20 protein-coding genes are annotated in these 17,820 nt (G+C 68.7%); 17 read left to right on the top strand and 3 right to left on the bottom strand.

All coding sequences use genetic code 11. From position 1 onward, the window contains the following. The first annotated feature begins 233 nt into the window (after nucleotides 1–233). The 13 genes from glyA (at nucleotide 234) to WBK31_RS28480 (ending at nucleotide 11,242) form a co-directional block, all read left to right on the top strand. Nucleotides 234–1,499 carry a serine hydroxymethyltransferase gene (glyA, locus tag WBK31_RS28540; RefSeq protein ID WP_406673445.1) on the top strand — a complete coding sequence of 422 codons (1,266 nt, stop codon included), beginning with the start codon at nucleotides 234–236 and terminating at the stop codon, nucleotides 1,497–1,499. Between the two features lie 57 nt (nucleotides 1,500–1,556). Next, a complete protein-coding gene (locus WBK31_RS28535; protein ID WP_378786783.1) occupies nucleotides 1,557–2,846 on the top strand; it encodes an undecaprenyl/decaprenyl-phosphate alpha-N-acetylglucosaminyl 1-phosphate transferase in 1,290 nt (429 codons plus the stop codon). A gap of 131 nt (nucleotides 2,847–2,977) precedes the next feature. Further along, nucleotides 2,978–3,400: a hypothetical protein gene (locus tag WBK31_RS28530; protein ID WP_364060956.1), complete on the top strand. Its 423-nt coding sequence runs from the start codon at nucleotides 2,978–2,980 to the stop codon at nucleotides 3,398–3,400. A gap of 66 nt (nucleotides 3,401–3,466) precedes the next feature. Continuing rightward, nucleotides 3,467–3,682, top strand: coding sequence for an AtpZ/AtpI family protein (locus WBK31_RS28525; protein WP_355429926.1), 216 nt, complete (start codon nucleotides 3,467–3,469; stop codon nucleotides 3,680–3,682). Between the two features lie 67 nt (nucleotides 3,683–3,749). Then, nucleotides 3,750–4,547: a F0F1 ATP synthase subunit A gene (gene atpB, locus WBK31_RS28520; protein WP_364060960.1), complete on the top strand. Its 798-nt coding sequence runs from the start codon at nucleotides 3,750–3,752 to the stop codon at nucleotides 4,545–4,547. A 78-nt stretch (nucleotides 4,548–4,625) separates the two neighbouring features. Next, entirely contained in the window at nucleotides 4,626–4,856 is a 231-nt protein-coding gene (gene atpE, locus WBK31_RS28515; protein WP_138666586.1) for an ATP synthase F0 subunit C, read from the top strand. Between the two features lie 28 nt (nucleotides 4,857–4,884). Beyond that, nucleotides 4,885–5,433 (top strand): F0F1 ATP synthase subunit B, encoded by a 549-nt coding sequence (locus tag WBK31_RS28510; RefSeq protein WP_364060963.1) that lies wholly within the window; start codon nucleotides 4,885–4,887, stop codon nucleotides 5,431–5,433. 88 nt (nucleotides 5,434–5,521) lie between these two features. Further along, the gene (locus WBK31_RS28505; protein WP_406673444.1) at nucleotides 5,522–6,331 is read left to right on the top strand and encodes a F0F1 ATP synthase subunit delta; all 810 of its coding nucleotides are present in this window, start codon (nucleotides 5,522–5,524) and stop codon (nucleotides 6,329–6,331) included. Between the two features lie 24 nt (nucleotides 6,332–6,355). Then, nucleotides 6,356–8,005 (top strand): F0F1 ATP synthase subunit alpha, encoded by a 1,650-nt coding sequence (atpA, locus tag WBK31_RS28500; RefSeq protein WP_364060969.1) that lies wholly within the window; start codon nucleotides 6,356–6,358, stop codon nucleotides 8,003–8,005. Between the two features lie 3 nt (nucleotides 8,006–8,008). Then, on the top strand, nucleotides 8,009–8,911 hold the full coding sequence (locus WBK31_RS28495) for a F0F1 ATP synthase subunit gamma (RefSeq protein ID WP_406673443.1): 903 nt from the start codon (nucleotides 8,009–8,011) through the stop codon (nucleotides 8,909–8,911). A gap of 1 nt (nucleotide 8,912) precedes the next feature. After that, nucleotides 8,913–10,361 (top strand): F0F1 ATP synthase subunit beta, encoded by a 1,449-nt coding sequence (gene atpD / locus WBK31_RS28490; protein ID WP_406673442.1) that lies wholly within the window; start codon nucleotides 8,913–8,915, stop codon nucleotides 10,359–10,361. A 66-nt stretch (nucleotides 10,362–10,427) separates the two neighbouring features. Continuing rightward, on the top strand, nucleotides 10,428–10,829 hold the full coding sequence (locus tag WBK31_RS28485) for a F0F1 ATP synthase subunit epsilon (protein WP_127940234.1): 402 nt from the start codon (nucleotides 10,428–10,430) through the stop codon (nucleotides 10,827–10,829). A gap of 32 nt (nucleotides 10,830–10,861) precedes the next feature. Next, the gene (locus WBK31_RS28480; protein WP_364060979.1) at nucleotides 10,862–11,242 is read left to right on the top strand and encodes a DUF2550 domain-containing protein; all 381 of its coding nucleotides are present in this window, start codon (nucleotides 10,862–10,864) and stop codon (nucleotides 11,240–11,242) included. A gap of 161 nt (nucleotides 11,243–11,403) precedes the next feature. Here WBK31_RS28480 and WBK31_RS28475 read toward each other — a convergent pair whose 3' ends face one another. Continuing rightward, nucleotides 11,404–11,994: a cob(I)yrinic acid a,c-diamide adenosyltransferase gene (locus WBK31_RS28475; protein ID WP_364060982.1), complete on the bottom strand. Its 591-nt coding sequence runs from the start codon at nucleotides 11,992–11,994 to the stop codon at nucleotides 11,404–11,406. A 127-nt stretch (nucleotides 11,995–12,121) separates the two neighbouring features. Between WBK31_RS28475 and WBK31_RS28470 the strand changes: the two genes are divergently transcribed. The 4 genes from WBK31_RS28470 (at nucleotide 12,122) to WBK31_RS28455 (ending at nucleotide 15,492) form a co-directional block, all read left to right on the top strand. Continuing rightward, nucleotides 12,122–13,018: an ATP-binding cassette domain-containing protein gene (locus WBK31_RS28470; RefSeq protein WP_364060985.1), complete on the top strand. Its 897-nt coding sequence runs from the start codon at nucleotides 12,122–12,124 to the stop codon at nucleotides 13,016–13,018. After that, complete coding sequence (locus tag WBK31_RS28465; RefSeq protein WP_364060988.1) at nucleotides 13,015–14,124, top strand: ABC transporter permease; 1,110 nt, start codon at nucleotides 13,015–13,017, stop codon at nucleotides 14,122–14,124. Before WBK31_RS28470 ends, WBK31_RS28465 begins: the two co-directional genes overlap by 4 nt. Continuing rightward, on the top strand, nucleotides 14,124–15,095 hold the full coding sequence (locus WBK31_RS28460; RefSeq protein ID WP_406673441.1) for a sensor histidine kinase: 972 nt from the start codon (nucleotides 14,124–14,126) through the stop codon (nucleotides 15,093–15,095). Before WBK31_RS28465 ends, WBK31_RS28460 begins: the two co-directional genes overlap by 1 nt. A 79-nt stretch (nucleotides 15,096–15,174) precedes the next feature. Continuing rightward, complete coding sequence (locus WBK31_RS28455; protein WP_364060994.1) at nucleotides 15,175–15,492, top strand: STAS domain-containing protein; 318 nt, start codon at nucleotides 15,175–15,177, stop codon at nucleotides 15,490–15,492. A gap of 114 nt (nucleotides 15,493–15,606) precedes the next feature. Here the strand turns inward: WBK31_RS28455 and WBK31_RS28450 are convergent, their stop codons facing one another. Beyond that, the gene (locus WBK31_RS28450; protein ID WP_364060997.1) at nucleotides 15,607–16,149 is read right to left on the bottom strand and encodes a TetR/AcrR family transcriptional regulator; all 543 of its coding nucleotides are present in this window, start codon (nucleotides 16,147–16,149) and stop codon (nucleotides 15,607–15,609) included. Between the two features lie 144 nt (nucleotides 16,150–16,293). Further along, the gene (locus tag WBK31_RS28445; protein WP_406673440.1) at nucleotides 16,294–17,766 is read right to left on the bottom strand and encodes an aldehyde dehydrogenase family protein; all 1,473 of its coding nucleotides are present in this window, start codon (nucleotides 17,764–17,766) and stop codon (nucleotides 16,294–16,296) included. Nucleotides 17,767–17,820 lie beyond the last annotated feature (54 nt).

Genomic DNA, 17,820 nt, shown 5'->3' with positions numbered 1-17,820 from the left:
ATAAGCGTGTTGCGGGTGGGGGACTGCCGGTGGTCGGGTGGCGGCAGGTGGGACAGCACCGGGCAGGGCAACGCCGGGTGAGGCGGTGCCGGACGAGGCAAGCGGGGCCGGGGCAGCGCCGAGTGGGCGGTGCCGGACGAGGCGAGCGGGGGTGGGGTGGGTTGTCATGAGGGCGGTTTTCGGGGCAGCCATCGTGTATGGGAAAAACGGACATCCGGTCGTACAGTGGGGAAATGGGTGCGGAGCCCTACTACGGCCCGGACTTCGGGCTGCTGCGGGAGCGCGATCCCGAGATCGCGCAGGTGCTGCTCGACGAGCTGGACCGGGTGCGCGGCGGCATCCAGCTCATCGCCAGTGAGAATTTCACCTCGCCCGCGGTGCTGGCCGCCCTGGGCTCCACGTTGACCAACAAGTACGCCGAGGGCTATCCGGGCCGGCGCTATTACGGCGGTTGCGAGGTCGTGGACCGGGCGGAGCACCTGGCGGTGGAGCGGGCCAGGAGGTTGTTCGGGGCGGAGCACGCGAACGTGCAGCCTCATTCGGGGGCGTCGGCGAACCTTGCCGCGTACGCGGCGCTGCTGCAGCCGGGCAACACGATGCTGGCGATGGCGCTGCCGCACGGCGGCCATCTGACGCACGGCTCGAAGGTGAATTTCTCGGGACGCTGGTTCGACGTGGTGTCGTACGGCGTGCGTCGCGACACCGAACTGATCGACTATGACGAGGTGCGTGATCTGGCGTTGCGACGCCGGCCGAAGCTGATCGTGTGCGGGGCGACGGCGTACCCGAGGTTGATCGACTACTCGATTTTCCGCTGCATCGCCGACGAGGTGGGGGCGTGGCTGCTGGCCGATGTGGCGCATCCTGCCGGGTTGATGGCGGGCGGCGCGATCCCGTCGGCGGTGCCGCACGCGGACGTCGTCACGTTCACCACGCACAAGACGCTGAGGGGCCCGCGCGGCGGCGCGATCTTGTGCACGTCGGAGCTGGCCAAGCGGATCGACCGGGCGGTGTTCCCGTTCGTGCAGGGCGGGCCGCTGATGCACGTGGTGGCGGCCAAGGCGGTGGCGTTCGGCGAGGCGATGCGGCAGGAGTTCGCGCGTTACGCGGAGAAGGTGGTGGCGAACGCGCGGGCGCTGGCGGCGTCGCTCGCGGCGGAGGGGCTGCGGCCGGTGTCCGGCGGCACGGACACGCACCTGGCGCTCATCGACCTGCGCGAGGCGGGCGTGACGGGGGCAGAGGCGGAGCGCAGGTGCGCGGCCGCGGGGATCACGCTGAACAGGAACGCGGTCCCGTACGATCCCGAACCCCCGGCGGTGACGTCGGGCATCAGGGTGGGGACGCCGTGCGTGACCACGCAGGGCATGGGCGAGGACGAGCTGGCCGAGGTGGGCAGGCTGGTGGCGTCGGCGGTGCGCAGGCCGAGCACGGCGGGGGAGGTCAGGGAAAGAGTTGCGGCACTTCTGGCCATACATCGCCCATATCTCGGCGAATATTAAGCTGGTCTGTGTCGTTTTCCGGTCACAGCTGGCCGGTGGATCCGGGAAACTAGGGTCGTGCGCGAATACCTGTTCATGGCGCTCATCTCAGCGGCGGTGACCTACCTGCTGGTGCCGTTGGTACGCCGCTTCGCCATCCGCATCGGCGCCATGCCCGAGGTTCGCGAGCGAGATGTGCACACCACACCGACGCCCAGGCTCGGCGGCTTGGCGATGTACGGCGGCCTGGTGGTGGGCCTGCTGGTCGCGAGCCGGCTGCCGCACAGCGGCGCGGCGCTGTCGGAGTACGACGCGAACGTGGTCACGGCGCTCATCGTGGCCGGCGCCCTCATCACGGTCACGGGCTTCCTCGACGACTGGTGGGGCATGGACGCCTTCATCAAGCTCGGCGGGCAGATCGCGGCGGCCGGCGTGCTCGTTGCCTACAACCTGCGGTTGCTGTACATCCCGCTGCCGAAGGACTGGGGCGGCTCGACCAGCCTCGACTACACGCTCAGCACGATCATTACCATCCTGGTGGTGGTGGTGACCATCAACGCGGTCAACTTCGTCGACGGGCTCGACGGTCTCGCGGCCGGCATCGTCGGCATCGCGGCCCTGGCGACCTGGGCCTACTCGATCTTCCTCGCGCAGAGCATGAGCGTGGGCAACATCACCACGACCGCCGCCATCGCGGCCGTGCTCATCGGCACCTGCGTGGGCTTCCTGCCGCACAACTTCCACCCGGCGAAGATCTTCATGGGCGACACGGGCGCCATGCTGATCGGCCTGGTGCTGGCCTCGTCGATCGTCACGGTGACCCCGCTCGACCCGGCGGCCATCGAGAACATGAACAAGTTCGGCGTGCTGCTGCCGCTGATCCTGCCGGCCGCGATCCTGGTGCTGCCGCTGGTCGACCTGATCACCGCGGTGGTGCGGCGCACGTCGCAGGGCCTGTCGCCGTTCGCGCCCGACCGCGGTCACCTGCACCACCGGCTGCTCGACATCGGTCACTCGCAGCGCCGCTCGGTCCTGATCATGTACGCGTGGGCGTTCCTGTTCGCCTTCGTCGTGGTGCTGATGTCCCGCCAGGGTGTGCCGGTGCTGCTGTTCCCGGTCTTCATCGTGCTGGCGCTGGCCGTTCTGGTGCTGATGGCGGCCCCGCGCTGGCGCGGCAGGGGCGGCTCCCGGCCGGCGCCGCGAGGCGACGAGCCGGACGGCGACGACGGCCCGCCCACCGGCCCGATGCCGCCGATCCTTCCAGATCCGCAGGTCAGGCGGCAGATGCCGCCGCCGGGCGGCGCCGCTCAGGAAAAAACGACAGAAGACGGCAATGCGGTCATCACCGCATTTCCGCATCGTTCATGATCGTGAACTAGAAACGGCAGGTAAAAGCGGTCTTCCGTGAGCTTGTGATATCTTTCACGAGCAGGGGCCTCCAGATGCACCGGTTCTGGAGGTAGCAAACGCTCGCTTGATAACTTGCCGATGGAGCATTGATGCAGGCCAACGACGTGCGCGTACTCAAGAGCGCCGCGCTTCCGACTCTCGCGGTCGGGGTGGTCGCCGTGCTCGTGTCCCTCGTGGTGGCAGGTGGCAAGGGAGCGCTCGGCGCAGCCCTCGGCACTGCGCTCGTCGGGGTCTTCTTCAGCATCAGCGTGGTGGTGGTGTCGTACGCCGCCCGCATCTCTCCCCAGATGATGGCGATCGCCGCGATGCTGAGTTACCTCGTCAAGGTCGTCGTCATCATGGTCGTGCTCAACGCGTTCCGTGACACCACGGCGTGGAACACGCTCGCTTTCGCATGGTCGGTGGTGATCTGCACTCTCGTGTGGACCGGCTTCGAGGCCCGCGCCTTCATGAAGACCAAGATGCTGTACGTCGACCCCGAGGCCCGGGTGCCTGGTAGGGGCGACTCATGAACCCTGTTGACCGGGCGGGGTCCGATATGACTAGCCCTCCGTCCGCCTGCTATCGTCGGGGCCGCGATGAGCGCACAGGAACGCCGACCGGAAGAAGACGGTCGCGACTTCGCCGACGCCATGTGGTCAGTCCCCAGCTATCTGCTCGCGGGGATGGCCGTCTACGGCGGTCTCGGGTGGTTGCTGGACCGGTGGTTGGACATGTCCGCGTTCTTCCCCATAGGCGTGGTTCTGGGGGTTGTGCTCGCCGGCTATCTGGCCTACCGCAAGTTCAGTCGCTAACCCGGCGCAGCGATCACTTCGCCGAGGTAACTCTTGTGATCCACTACGACGTTGAAGGGAACGCCGCGTGAGTGCGCTGACGGTCCTCGCTCCACATGGCGATCAGTTCGGGGCGCCTACGCCTGAAGAGCTGTTCGACCTGCCCCCCATCATCGCGGGTGTCGACTGGTTCACCAAGCCGGTCCTGCTCGCGATCCTCACGTCGATCGTCGTGATCGCCGTGTGCTGGGGCGCCTTCGGCAACCCGAAGGTCGTGCCCAGGGGCCTGCAGAACGTCGTCGAGTACGGCTACATGTTCGTCCGCGACCAGGTCGCCCGGCCCTTCCTGGGCAAGGACGCCGACCAGTGGATGGGGCTGCTCGTCTCGATCTTCTTCGTGGTCCTGCTGTGGAACCTCATGGGCGTCATCCCCATCCTGCAGTTCCCGGTGGCCTCGCACATCGCCTTCCCGGCCGTCCTCGCCGGTCTGATCTACATCCTCAAGATCTACCTCGGCATGAAGCACCAGGGTGCGGTCGGCTACTTCAAGAACATGATGTTCCCTCCGGGGCTGCCGAAGTTCATCTACGTCCTGCTTGCCCCGATCGAGTTCCTGTCGAACCTCATCATCGCCCCCTTCACGCACGCTGTCCGACTCTTCGCGAACATGTTCGCCGGCCACATGCTGCTGGCCTTCTTCAGCATGGTCGGCTTCTGGTTCCTGTTCGAGAAGCTGACGCCGCTGGGCGCCCCCGTCGGCGTGATCGGCGTGGTGATGACGATCATCCTGACCGGCTTCGAGATGTTCATCCAGTTCCTGCAGGCCTTCCTGTTCGCGATGCTGGCGGCGATGTACATCGGCAACTCGCTCCACCCGGAGCACTGAGAACCACCGCACGACTCACGGAATGTCCATGACCGGTGATACCCAATCCACCGGCCGTTAAGTAAAGGAATACGAACAATGAGCGTTCTCGCTGAGGTCTCCGGCAACGTCACCGCCATCGGTTACGGTCTCGCCGCCATCGGCCCCGGCATCGGCGTCGGCATCATCTTCGGTCAGGGCGTGCAGGCCATCGCCCGCCAGCCGGAGGCTTACGGCCTGATCCGCCAGAACATGCTCCTCGGCTTCGTCCTCACCGAGGCCCTCGCCCTGATCGGCCTGGTGGCGCCGTTCATCTTCCAGGGCATCTGATCGCCCCTAACTGACGGAAGGCTGCAACATGGTCATCAAGGCAGCTACGCTCCTTGCGGCGGAGTCGAGTCCGCTCATGCCGCACAAGTACGAGCTCGTCGTCGGTATCTTCGCGTTCCTCGTCGTCTTCCTCGTCGTCGGCAAGCTGCTCGTCCCGCGCATCCAGAAGACGCTGGCCGAGCGCACCGACGCCATCGAGGGTGGCATCAAGCGGGCGGAGGAGGCGCAGGCCGAGGCACAGGCCCTGCAGAAGCGCTACCAGGAGCAGCTCGAGGAGGCCCGTCGCGAGGCCGCCAGGCTGCGCGAGGAGGCGCGTGAGCAGGCCGCGCAGATCAAGGCCGAGCTCCGCGAGGAGGCGCAGGCCGAGGCCCGCCGTCTCGTGGAGGCCGCGCACGCCCAGATCGAGGCCGACCGCCAGGCGGCCTTCGCCCAGCTCCGCGCCGAGATCGGCCGTCTGTCGACCGAGCTGGCCGGCCGCATCGTCGGCGAGTCCCTGGAGGACGAGGTCCGCCAGAGCCGCATCGTGGACCGGTTCCTCGACGAGCTGGAGAACAGCAACGCGCAGGCGGTGCGCTGATGCTGGAGCGAACCCCCCGCGGTGAGCGGAGCGGACACGCGCGCGGCGTGCGCGTCCGCGCGGCGAACGAGGAGCGGGTGAGCGATCGATGAGGGGTTTGAGCAGGGCCTCGCTTGTCGAGGTCGAAGAGCGGTTCAACTCGGTCGCGGGCAGCGCCGACCTCGGCGCGCTCTCTGACGAGCTGTTCGCGATCGCGGACCTGCTCGACCGCGAGCACGGCCTGCGCCGTGCCCTGTCCGACCCGGCCAGGCCGGCCGAGCAGAAGGCGGGCGTGCTGCGCTCGCTGCTGCAGGGCAAGGTCGGCGAGGCCGCCCTGGCCACGGCCGAGGCCGCGGTCTCGGCGCGCTGGTCGCGTACGGGCGACCTGGCCGACGTGCTCGAGCGGCTCGGTGTCGTGGCCGCGGCGGCGGAGGCGGAGAGCCAGCGCAGGCTCGACGATGTGGAGGACGAGATCTTCCGCTTCGGCCGCATCGTCGCCGCCAACCCCGACCTGCGCAGGGCGCTCGCCGACGCGTCCGCTCCCGAGGAGGGCAAGCGCGCGCTGCTGCGCGGCCTCCTTGAGGGCAAGGTCGCGCCGACCAGCCTGCGCCTGATCACGCAGCTCGTTGTGCATCCGCGAGGACGTAGTCTGGAAGCCGGCCTGGAAGAAGTCGGCCGACTGGTCGCCCAGCAGCGCCAGCGCCTGGTGGCGGTGGTGCGCAGCGCGGTCGAGCTGACCGACGCGCAGAAGCAGCGCCTGACGGCGTGGCTGCGCGCCTCGTACGGGCGGGACGTGCACCTGAACGTCGAGGTGGACAAGCGAGTGCTCGGTGGGTTCTCGGTCCGCATCGGCGACGAGATCATCGACACCACCATTGTGGGACGAATCGAAGAAGTCCGCCGCCGGTTGGCCGGCTGAGGCGAATAGGGAGACAGAGTAGAGATGGCGGAGCTTACGATCCGGCCGGACGAGATCCGGGACGCGCTTGAGCGCTTCGTCCAGGCGTACGAACCGGAAGGCGCCGCGCGCGAGGAGATCGGGACCGTCGTCGACGCCGGCGACGGCATTGCCCATGTCTCCGGCCTTCCCTCGGCGATGGCGAACGAGCTGCTGGAGTTCGAGAACGGCACGCGCGGCCTGGCACTGAACCTCGACACCCGCGAGATCGGTGCCGTTATCCTGGGCGAGTTCGCCGGCATCGAGGAGGGCCAGACGGTCCGCAGGACGGGCGAGGTCCTGTCCGTGCCCGTCGGCGACAACTTCCTCGGCCGCGTGGTCGACCCCCTGGGCAACCCGCTCGACGGCAAGGGTGCCATCGAGGCCGAGGGCATCCGCGCCCTCGAGCTGCAGGCCCCCTCCGTCGTGCAGCGGCAGCCGGTGAAGCAGCCGCTGCAGACCGGCATCAAGGCGATCGACGCCATGACGCCGATCGGCCGCGGCCAGCGCCAGCTGATCATCGGTGACCGTGGCACCGGCAAGACCGCGATCGCCGTGGACACCATCCTCAACCAGCGCGAGGGCTGGCTCTCGGGCGACCCCGAGCAGCAGGTCCGCTGCGTCTACGTCGCCGTCGGCCAGAAGGGCTCGACGATCGCGCAGGTGAGGGCCCGCCTCGAGGAGGCAGGCGCGATGGAGTACACCACCATCGTCGCCGCCCCGGCCTCCGACCCGGCCGGCTTCAAGTACCTCGCCCCGTACACCGGTTCGGCCATCGGCCAGCACTGGATGTACCAGGGCAAGCACGTTCTGATCGTCTTCGACGACCTGACCAAGCAGGCCGACGCCTACCGCGCCGTGTCCCTGCTGCTGCGTCGCCCGCCGGGCCGTGAGGCCTTCCCCGGCGACGTCTTCTACCTCCACTCCCGGCTGCTGGAGCGCTGCGCGAAGCTCTCCGACGACATGGGCGGTGGCTCGATGACGGGTCTGCCGGTCATCGAGACCAAGGGCAACGACGTGTCGGCGTTCATCCCGACCAACGTCATCTCCATCACCGACGGCCAGTGCTTCCTGGAGACCGACCTGTTCAACGCCGGTGTCCGCCCGGCGATCAACGTCGGTATCTCGGTCTCCCGCGTCGGTGGCTCGGCGCAGGTCAAGGCCATGCGCAAGGTCGCCGGTACGCTGAAGCTGTCGCTGTCGCAGTACCGCGACCTGGAGGCGTTCGCCGCGTTCGCCTCCGACCTCGACGCCGCCTCGCTCGCCCAGCTGGAGCGCGGTCAGCGACTGGTCGAGCTGCTCAAGCAGCCCCAGTACAAGCCGTTCCCCGTCGAGCACCAGGTCGTGTCGGTGTGGTCCGGCACCACCGGTGAGCTCGACGAGGTGCCGGTCGAGGACATCCGCCGGTTCGAGGCCGAGTTCCTCGACTACCTGCAGTCCTCGCACAAGGGCATCCTCGACACCATCCGCGAGACGGGCGAGCTGTCCGACGACACGGTGACCGCTCTGAAGGACGCCATCACGGAGTTCAAGAAGGGCTTCACCACCTCCTCGGGTGAGCTGCTGGTCAAGGACGAGCCGGTCGCTCCGCTGGCCTCCGACGAGGTCGGCCAGGAGAAGATCAAGAAGGTCGTCCGTCCGGCGGAGAAGAAGTAGCAGATGGGTGCCCAGCTAAGGCAGCTGCGGCGGCGGATCAACTCGGTGAAGTCCACCGCGAAGATCACGCGCGCGCAGGAGCTCATCGCCTCTTCACGGATCGTCCGGGCGCAGCAGCGGATGCAGGCGGCGCTGCCGTACGAGCGCGAGATCACGCGCGCCGTCACGGGCGTCGTCAGCAACGCGGCCAGCATCGACCATCCGCTGATCGTGGCGAAGGAGAACCCCGCCAAGGCGGGCGTGCTCATCGTCACCAGCGACAGCGGATTCTGCGGCGGCTTCAACGCCAACGTGCTGCGCGAGGCCGAGGCCCTGCGCGGGCTGCTGGAGGGCCGCGGCATCGAGGCCGTGCCGTTCGTGACCGGTCAGAAGGGCGTCACCTGGCACACCTTCCGCAACAGGGAGATGGGCGGCAGCTGGACCGGCTTCACCCGTAAGCCGTCCTACGCCGACGCCAAGGAGATCGCCGGCACGCTGATCGAGTCGTTCAAGGACGACAACGGCATCGACGAGATCCACATCGTCTCGACCGAGTTCGTCTCGATGCTGTCGCAGAACGTCGTGGTCAAGCGCATCCTCCCGCTGGAGATCGAGGAGACCGAGGCGACGGAGTCCACCGTGATCCCGCCGTACTTCGAGTTCGAACCGACCGCCGGCGATGTGCTGGAGTCGCTGCTGCCGCGCTACGTGGAGTCGCGCATCTTCACGGCGCTGCTGCAGTCCGCCGCCTCGGAGGAGGCCGCGCGGCGGCGTGCGATGAAGTCGGCGACCGACAACGCCAACGAGCTGATGCGGGTGCTCACCCAGCAGATGAACCAGGCTCGCCAGGCCGAGATCACCCAGGAAATCAGCGAGATCGTCGGTGGCGCCAACGCGCTCGCTGACGCCGCAGCGGGGAAAGAGTGAAATGACTGCAGAGGCTGTAGAAACTACCGAAGCCCCCGCGGCCGGCACTGGCCGCGTGGCACGTGTCACCGGCGCCGTCGTCGACGTGGAGTTCCCCGTCGATGCGATGCCCGACATCTACAACGCGCTCAAAGTCGAGGTGACCCTCGGTGGCGAGACCAAGACCCTGACGCTCGAGGTCGCCCAGCACCTGGGTGACAACGTCGTCCGCGCCATCTCCATGCAGCCCACCGACGGCCTGGTCCGCGGCCAGGCGGTCGTCGACACCGGCGCCCCGATCTCGGTGCCGGTGGGCGACGTCGTCAAGGGCCACGTGTGGAACGCGCTCGGCGAGACGCTCGACGTCCCGACCTCCACGCTGAAGGTCGAGGAGCGCTGGCCGATCCACCGGCCGTCGCCCTCCTTCGACCAGCTGGAGTCCCGCACGGAGCTGCTGGTCACCGGCATCAAGGTCATCGACCTGCTCACCCCGTACGTGCAGGGTGGCAAGATCGGCCTGTTCGGTGGCGCCGGCGTGGGCAAGACGGTGCTCATCCAGGAGATGATCCGCCGCGTCGCCCGTAACTTCGGTGGTACGTCCTGCTTCGCCGGCGTGGGCGAGCGCACCCGTGAGGGCAACGACCTCTGGCTGGAGATGGCCGAGGCCGGCGTTCTCAAGGACACCGCGCTCGTCTTCGGTCAGATGGACGAGCCGCCGGGCACCCGTCTGCGCGTGGCGCTGTCGGCGCTGACGATGGCGGAGTACTTCCGCGATGTGCAGAAGCAGGACGTGCTGCTGTTCATCGACAACATCTTCCGCTTCACGCAGGCCGGTTCCGAGGTCTCGACGCTGCTCGGCCGTATGCCGTCCGCCGTGGGTTACCAGCCCACGCTGGCCGACGAGATGGGTGTGCTCCAGGAGCGCATCACCTCGACCCGCGGTCACTCGATCACCTCCATGCAGGCGATCTACGTCCCCGCGGACGACATCACCGACCCGGCGCCGCACAACGCGTTCGCGCACCTCGACGCGCAGACCGTGCTCTCGCGGCCCATCTCCGAGAAGGGCATCTACCCCGCGGTGGACCCGCTCGACTCCTCCTCCCGGATCCTCGACCCGCAGATCGTGGGCGAGGAGCACTACCAGGTGGCCCAGGAGACCAAGCGGATCCTGCAGAAGTACCGCGAGCTCCAGGACATCATCGCGATCCTCGGTATCGACGAGCTGTCCGAGGAGGACAAGGTCATCGTTCAGCGCGCCCGCCGCATCGAGCGCTTCCTGTCGCACCCGATGTACGCGGCCGAGGCCTTCACCGGCCAGCCCGGCGAGACCGTGCCGCTGGACGAGACCATCGCCTCCTTCAAGGGTCTGTGCGCCGGTGAGTACGACCACCTGCCCGAGCAGGCGTTCTTCATGGTCGGTGGCATCGATCAGGCCATCGCCAAGGCCAAGGAACTCGAGCGTCGCTAATCGCCCCACGGTGGTGGCGCGGCATGCGTGTCGTGCCACCACCTGATCGGAAAGGAACCTACACAAGTGGCGAAGCTACGCGTAGGGGTTGTCTCACCCGAGCGTGAGATCTGGTCGGGCGAGGCCGACATGGTGATTGCCAAGACCGTGGACGGCGAGATCGGTATTATGCCGCAACACGCACCTGTGCTCGGCGTTCTCGTCGAGGGCGGGGTGCTGCGCGTGAAGCGGGAAGGCGAGCCGGAGCTGGTCGCCGCGGTGCACGGGGGCTTCATCTCCGTCGCCGACGACGAGGTCTCCGTGCTGGCCGAGGTGGCCGAGCTCGGCTCCGAGGTCGACGTCGCCGCGGCTCGTGACGCTCTCGACCGGGCCCAGGCCTCGATCGAGGCCAACCAGGAGGACGCCGACGCGGCCCTCGAGGCCAAGCGTGCCAGGGCCCGCCTGCGCGCGGCGGGCGAAGAGGTTTAATAGCACCTATCAAGCGGGCTCAGGGGGGCGGCATGGTGGCGACGGTTGTGATTCTCGTAGTGCTACTTGCCGCCCTCATCGTCGTTCGTGGCGTCATGCTCTCCCGTGCCCGCGGGAGCGTACCCTGTCGGCTGCGCGTGGGGGAGCGCGGCTGGCAGAGCGGGGTGGCCCGCTATGCCGACGGTGAGCTCCACTGGATTCCGCTGCTGGGCGTCCGACTCAGGCCGCGTCACGCTATTGCGAGGCGCGGCCTTGTCGTATCCGCTCGCAGGGAGATCGACGGCGGGCTGTACGCCGTCGACTGCTCCGGCAGCACGCAGAACATCTCGCTGGCGATGAGCGCCGACGCGATGACCGGCTTTCTGGCCTGGCTGGAGTCGGCACCGCCGAGCGCCTATCTGGACGTCGCCTGAGCCCTGGAAACCCCGCTCGGACGGTGAGCCCGGAAGCGTCTGCCCGGACGGCTCTTGAGCCCTGGAAGCGCCTGGACGGACGGCTCTTCAGCCCCGGCAGTGCCGGCCGTCCGGGCGCCTTGGCGCTGAAAGGCGCCCGGACGGCCAGGAAAGGGGTCCTGTCAGCGCGTGCCGCCGGGCTTCCAGAGGATCTCCTTGCCGGCGTGCGCGACTCGGCAGGCGATGAAGAGCAGGTCCGACAGGCGGTTGAGGTATTTCGCGGTCAGCGGGTTGGTGTCGTCGTGCGCCTCGATGGCCGCCCACGCTGAGCGTTCGGCCCGGCGTACGGTGACGCGGGCCACGTGCAGCGCGGCCGTGGCGGGATCGCCGCCCGGCAGGATGAAGCTCCGCAGCGGCTTGAGCCCCGCGTTGAAGCGATCGCACTGCTCCTCGAGCCAGGTGATGTACGACGCCTCCACGCGCAGGGGCGGGAACTCGGGGTTCTCCACGACCGGCGTCGCCAGGTCGGCCCCCACGTCGAACAGCTCGTTCTGCACCCTGCCCAGCACCTCGGCCAGCTCGGCCGGCAGCGTGCCGTACGACAGCGCGAGGCCCAGGTGGGCGTTGGCCTCCTCGACGTCGGCGTAGGCGACGAGCCTGGGGTCGGTCTTCGCGGTACGGCTCCCGTCGACCAGCGCGGTGGTGCCGTCGTCACCGGTGCGGGTGTAGATGCGAGAGAGAACGACCGGTTTGTCCTTATCGGCGCGCGTCATGGGCTCAGCGTAATGACAAATGTCATCGGGAACGGACGCGGGATTCATATCGAGCCGGTGATTTCTCCGACTACAAGGACCAATGGGGCGAAGGCCACCATGGACGCATGACGAAGGAGATGACCTGATGCTCGAGATCAGCGAGCTGCGCAAGCGCTTCTCGGGCGGTGCCGGCGCCCCTGACGGCAAGCTCGCCCTGGACGGCATCAGCTTCACCGTGCGGCCCGGCGAGATGTACGGCTTCGTCGGCGCGAACGGCGCCGGCAAGACCACGACGATGCGCATCGTGATGGGCGTGCTCCAGGCGGACTCGGGCACGGTGAGCTGGCAGGGCAAGCCGCTCACCTACGACGCCCGCCAGCGCTTCGGCTACATGCCGGAGGAGCGCGGGCTGTACCAGAAGATGCGGGTGGGCGAGCAGATCGAGTACTTCGGCCGGCTGCACGGCCTGAGCGCCCCGGCCGCCAGGAAGGCCACCGACGACCTGCTCGAACGCCTCGGCCTGACCGAGCGCAGGAACGACGCCGTGCAGGCACTGTCGCTGGGCAACCAGCAGCGCGTGCAGCTCGCGGTGGCACTGGTGCACGACCCCGAGGTGCTGATCCTCGACGAGCCGTTCTCCGGGCTCGACCCGATCGCGGTGGACGCGCTCGCCGCGGCGCTGCAGGAGCGGTGCAGGAGCGGCGTACCGGTGATCTTCTCCAGTCACCAGCTCGAACTGGTGGAGCGGCTGTGCGACTCGGTGGGCATCGTCTCGGGCGGCCGCATGGTGGCCACGGGGACGGTGGAGGAGCTGCGCGCCGCCGAGGGCGGAACGCTGGTGGTGGTCGTCCGCGATCCGGCCCCCGGCTGGGCCGACGGCATCCCCGGCACGGTCACCGTGGACGGCGACCGGCACACCCTGCGTACGAGCGGCGTGGACGGCCAGGAGATCCTGCGCCGGGCCATGAAGGCGGGCGAGGTCGAGCGCTTCGGCGCCGAGCAGCCGTCGCTCACCGAGATCTTCAAGGAGGCCGTGGCGTGAACGGACTGATGCTGGTCGCCGGGCGCGAGATCAGCACCCAGGTCAAGAGCAAGGCGTTCGTGATCGGCCTGCTGATCACGGTGGTGCTGGTGGGGGCGCTGTCGTTCGCGCCGAAGGTGTTCGGCGGCGGCGACTCGTACGCGCTGGGCACCGTCAACTCCCAGCGGCTCCCGCTGGATCAGGCGGCGCCGGACATCGAGTTCGAGTGGCGCGAGTTCCCCGACGAGGCGGCGGCCAAGAAGGCCGTGCTGGACGGCGACGTGGACGCGGTGCTGGTGAACGGCACCAAGGTGCTCACGGACGGCGAGATCGACCAGCAGCTCGGCGTGCTCATGCAGAGCGTGAACCGGGAGGTCAAGCTCGGCGCGGCCGGCGTGCACATCGAGCCGCTCCAGATGCAGTCGGTGGGCGCGGACACGCGCTATCAGGCGGCCAGGACGGCCATCGCGACGATCCTCGTCTTCGTGCTCTTCTTCATGATCTTCGGTCAGGTCGTGATGGTGGCCATGGGCGTGGTCGAGGAGAAGGGCAGCCGCATCGTCGAGATCCTGCTGGCCTCGGTGCGGCCGTGGCAGCTGCTCGGCGGCAAGATCGTCGGTCTGGGTGTGGTCGGCCTGATCAACCTCGGGGCGATCCTCGTCGTCGGGCTGGGCGCGGCGGCGGCCTCGGGCCTGTCGGCCGACTTCCCGCCCGGCATGGCCGGGCTCGTCGTGGCGGTCGTGGTCTGGTTCGTGCTCGGCTACGCCTTCTTCGCCACGCTGGCGGCGGCCTCGGGCTCGCTGGTCTCGCGCCAGGAAGAGGTCAACACCGTGATGACGCCGCTCACCATGGTCATCATGGGCACGTACTTCGTGGCCTTCTACGCCGGCAACGAGCCCACGGGCACGCTGGCCACGGTCGGGTCGTTCCTCCCGCCGTTCTCCTCCATGATCATGCCGGTACGGATGGCCGCGACCGAGGTGCCGCTGTGGCAGGTGCTCGTGTCGATGGGGCTCATGGCGGCGGGCGTGGTGGCCGTGCTGGCCTTCGGGGCGACGGTGTACCGGCGGGCGGTGCTGCGGACGGGGGCGCGGCTCAAGCTCATGGAAGTCCTCCGCTCGCGCTGATGGACACGGTAGAACGCGCGCGGTCGGCCGCCAGGAAGGTGCTCGGGTTCGGGCTCCTCGCCGGGTGGGCCCTCATCGCGCTGAGCGTGGTCGCAGACCCCGCCGACGGCCGGATCGCCCTGTGGCGGGCGCTGCTCGGGGCGGTCACCGCGGCCGGCTTCACCTGGATGGCCTGGCAGGTCGTGGACGAGCTGCTGGACCGCCGCCGCTACCCCGCCTGGCGGGTGGTGGCGGCTGCGGTCCTCGTCGTGGCCACGGCGCTCGCGGGCGGGACGGATCCCCTGGGATGGGGCGTGCTGCTCCTGTGCCTGCTGGGGGCGGCCGCGCTGCTGCGCAGGCTCGCCGTGGAGGCGCACCGGGCCGGCGAGGCGGGCACGCGGCTGGCGCTGGCCGAGGAGCGGCTGCGTTCCTCCCGCGAGGTGCACGACCTCGTGGGACACCAGCTCTCGGCCATCGCGGTCAAGACCGAGCTCGCGGTACGGCTGTCGGATAAGGACACCGAGGCGGCCAGGGCCGAGATGGCCGAGGTGAACGCGCTGACCAGGAAGGCGCTCAAGGAGGTGCGGCAGGCCGTACGCGGGCTGCGCGAGCTTGACTTGGCCGCCGAGCTGAATAGCGTGAAGAGTGTGCTCGAAGCGGCGGGGGTCCGCTGCGAGGTGGGCCTGCCCCACCGCGAGATGCCGGACGGCGTGGCGCCGGTGTTCGCCTTCGCGGTGCGCGAGGCGGTGACGAACGTGCTCAAGCACAGCACGGCGACATTCTGCGACATCTCCTTCCGGTTCACCGCGGACGAGGCCGAGCTGACCGTGCGCAACGACGGGGTGGCGCGCAGGAAGGCGGCCGATCTGGGCAGCGGTCTGGCAGGGCTGAGCGAGCGGCTGGCGGCCGTCGGGGGCTCGATGACGGCCCAGCCGACCGAAGACGGACATTTCCTGCTCCGCGCGGTCGTGTCACTCCCGATGGCTGGGTAGGGGAAGGTCAGAGGTTTTACCTCGTCAAGCGCTGTCCGCAGCGCTGTGACCACGCCGAGTGCGTGACTGAGGAGGTGGCATGCGCGTCCGGGGCAATCCGGGGTCCCAGGTGGCGATGATCGGCGCCCGGCTCGACGCCGGCACGTCGGCAGGGGTGCGCGAGCGCCTGCACGAGGCGCTCGACTCCGGCGAAGGGGATCTGATTCTCGATCTTTCGAAGCTGGAGATGATCGACGCGACCGGGCTCGGTGTGCTCGTGGGCGCTCATCGGCGCGCGATCAGCGTGCGACGCCGCCTCGTTCTTCGGGGGGTGCCCCCGCGGATCATGCGGATCCTGGCGGTGACCCGGCTGAATCGGGTGCTGAACGTGGAGGTTCCGGCGGCCGCGGTGGCCTGAGGTGTCATATCGGAGAGCGGGCGACGATCAGCCGTCGCCCGCTCTTTTTGCTTTCACGAAATCGAGTTTTCGGCCGGGCCGCTCTCCAGCGAAATGTGCATGGTATTGAGGCGATCAGGCGGGGCCGAGCGCGCGGTTGAAGATGTGCACCGCGACGTCCACGAGTTCGTCGATGTCCGGCTTATCGTCGCCCAGCAGCCATTCGATGAGCAGCTCTTGTAAGGCCCCTATGGCGCCCAGCGCCACCAGCCGGCGATTGAGGCCCGTGGCGAGCGGGAAATCGGCTGAGGCGTCCTCCACGATCCGGGCGAAGGCGTCGATGGCGCGCTGCCGCGACATCGCCAGAACGTCGCCGGATCGGCGTACCTCGACATGCATGATCCGCGCCCGCCGCCAGTCGGCCGTGGCGAACTCGATATATGCGCGAATGCCGGCCTTGATCCTGCCGTCGAGCGTCGCAGGGGCCTCCTGCACGGCCTTCGCGACGACGGCCAGGCTCTCGTCCACGCAGCGCTCATGCAGCGCCTGCAGCAGCTCTTCGCGGCCGCCGAAACATTCGTAGAAGGCCCGGTTGGAGATCCTGGCCTCCGAACACAGCCTTTCGATCGTCGTCGACGCGAATCCGGGCTTCGCGTATAGCGTGTACGCGGCCGTCATCAGCCGCTCTCGTCTGTCTGCCAGCCTTTGCTCAGCCGACATTCCCCGGTAAGACCGGTTCACATTCCACCCGTCCAACATGATCGTGGCCCCCAGAGCACACAATTATGGACGGATGATCGCCTAAGGAAAAGGGCAAGAAGATTACCTTTTGCGTCTTCCGTGCAAGAACGTGATAAGTCTGACCAGCCGCTCAAGTTCTTCGGGCCCCCGATTGAACGACGTGAGGTTCATCCCGGGCATCGCGAAGCGCTGCCGCGAGATGGCCTTCGGCCTGGCGAACTCCCGCAATCCGTCGGCCCCGTGGATGCGGCCGAACCCCGAATCGCCGACCCCGCCGAACGGCAGCGCGGGCACCCCGGCGAAGGAGATGACCGAGTTGATCGCCGTCATGCCGCTGCGCATCAGCCGGGCCAGCTCGGTGGCGCGGCGGGCGTTGCGGCTGAAGATCGTGCCGCCCAGCCCGTACGCCGAGGCGTTGGCCAGCTCCAGCGCCTCCTGCGCGTCGCGGGTGCGGCGCACGGTGATGGTCGGGCCGAACGTCTCCTCGCGCACCGCCGGCGAGTCCTCGGGCACGTCTTCGACGATCACAGGATCGACGTAGGGCGGCCGGACCGCGTCGGGGCCGCCGGTGACCGCCTTGCCCGCCTTGGTGGCGTCGTCGATGTGCCGCTTGATGATCTCCACCTGGCCCGGCATGGTGATCGGGCCGTAGTCCTCGCCGGCCTTGAGCCTGGCCGCCCGCTCGGTCAGCTCGCGCATGAAGCCGTCGTAGACGGCGTCCACCACGTAGACCCGCTCCACGCCCACGCAGGTCTGCCCGGCGTTCGACATCGCGCCCCACAGGCAGGCGTCCGCGGCGGCGGCGAGGTCGGCGTCGGCGTCCACGATGAAGGCGTCCTTGCCGCCGCACTCGGCCACGATCGGGGTGAGGTTCTCGGCGCAGGCGGCCATCACCCGCTTGGCCGTGGCGGTCGAGCCGGTGAAGGCCACCTTCTTCACCCGGGGGTCGCCGGCCAGTGCCGCGCCCGTCTCGCCCAGGCCGGTGATGGTCTGGAACACCTCGTGCTCGGGGACCGACTCCTTGAACAGCTCGGCCAGCCGCACGCCGATGCCGGGGGTCAGCTCGCTCGGCTTGAACACCACGGCGTTGCCGGCCGCCAGCGCGTACGCGATGGAGCCCATGGGGGTGAAGACGGGGTAGTTCCACGGCCCGATGACGCCGACGACGCCGAGCGGCAGGTATTCGAGGGTGGCGGCCAGGTTGAGGCCGATCATGCCGGTGTTGACGCGGCGGCGGCCGAGCACCTTGGCGGCGTTGCGCGCCGCCCAGTCGAGGTGGGTGATCGCGAGGACCAGCTCCAGCGTGGCGTCGCCCACCGGCTTGCCGTTCTCCTCGTGCACGAGCGCGGCCAGCTCCCTGATGTGCTGGGTGAGCACCGCCTTGTAGTCGAGCAGCCGGCGCTTGCGCTCGGCGTGGCCCAGCGCGCCCCACCACGCGGCGGCCGTCTGCGCCCGGCCCACCGCCTCGTGAACGGCCTCAGGGCTCGCCTTGGGGTGGGTGCCGACGACCGCGCCGGTCGCCGGGTTGAGTGAGTCGAACGTCACGGTGCTCATGGCGTCACGATAGACCGGTAAGGCACCGCTTACCAGAATTGTCCGAGGCGTCCC

This window comes from Nonomuraea sp. N2-4H (genome assembly GCF_045291505.1).
Lineage (GTDB): Bacteria > Actinomycetota > Actinomycetes > Streptosporangiales > Streptosporangiaceae > Nonomuraea > Nonomuraea fastidiosa.
The sequence above is the reverse complement of the archived record's forward strand: the minus strand, read 5'-3'. Positions and strand labels throughout refer to the sequence as shown.

Excerpts from the sequence above, each read along its gene's own strand:
- glyA (WP_406673445.1), top strand. The coding sequence starts at position 234 with ATGGGTGCGGAGCCCTACTACGGCCCGGACTTCGGGCTGCTGCGGGAG.
- WBK31_RS28530 (WP_364060956.1), top strand. The coding sequence starts at position 2,978 with ATGCAGGCCAACGACGTGCGCGTACTCAAGAGCGCCGCGCTTCCGACT.
- WBK31_RS28525 (WP_355429926.1), top strand. The coding sequence starts at position 3,467 with ATGAGCGCACAGGAACGCCGACCGGAAGAAGACGGTCGCGACTTCGCC.
- atpE (WP_138666586.1), top strand. The coding sequence starts at position 4,626 with ATGAGCGTTCTCGCTGAGGTCTCCGGCAACGTCACCGCCATCGGTTAC.
- WBK31_RS28510 (WP_364060963.1), top strand. The coding sequence starts at position 4,885 with ATGGTCATCAAGGCAGCTACGCTCCTTGCGGCGGAGTCGAGTCCGCTC.
- WBK31_RS28505 (WP_406673444.1), top strand. The coding sequence starts at position 5,522 with ATGAGGGGTTTGAGCAGGGCCTCGCTTGTCGAGGTCGAAGAGCGGTTC.
- atpA (WP_364060969.1), top strand. The coding sequence starts at position 6,356 with ATGGCGGAGCTTACGATCCGGCCGGACGAGATCCGGGACGCGCTTGAG.
- WBK31_RS28495 (WP_406673443.1), top strand. The coding sequence starts at position 8,009 with ATGGGTGCCCAGCTAAGGCAGCTGCGGCGGCGGATCAACTCGGTGAAG.
- atpD (WP_406673442.1), top strand. The coding sequence starts at position 8,913 with ATGACTGCAGAGGCTGTAGAAACTACCGAAGCCCCCGCGGCCGGCACT.
- WBK31_RS28480 (WP_364060979.1), top strand. The coding sequence starts at position 10,862 with ATGGTGGCGACGGTTGTGATTCTCGTAGTGCTACTTGCCGCCCTCATC.
- WBK31_RS28475 (WP_364060982.1), bottom strand. The coding sequence starts at position 11,994 with ATGACGCGCGCCGATAAGGACAAACCGGTCGTTCTCTCTCGCATCTAC.
- WBK31_RS28470 (WP_364060985.1), top strand. The coding sequence starts at position 12,122 with ATGCTCGAGATCAGCGAGCTGCGCAAGCGCTTCTCGGGCGGTGCCGGC.
- WBK31_RS28460 (WP_406673441.1), top strand. The coding sequence starts at position 14,124 with ATGGACACGGTAGAACGCGCGCGGTCGGCCGCCAGGAAGGTGCTCGGG.
- WBK31_RS28455 (WP_364060994.1), top strand. The coding sequence starts at position 15,175 with ATGCGCGTCCGGGGCAATCCGGGGTCCCAGGTGGCGATGATCGGCGCC.
- WBK31_RS28450 (WP_364060997.1), bottom strand. The coding sequence starts at position 16,149 with ATGACGGCCGCGTACACGCTATACGCGAAGCCCGGATTCGCGTCGACG.
- WBK31_RS28445 (WP_406673440.1), bottom strand. The coding sequence starts at position 17,766 with ATGAGCACCGTGACGTTCGACTCACTCAACCCGGCGACCGGCGCGGTC.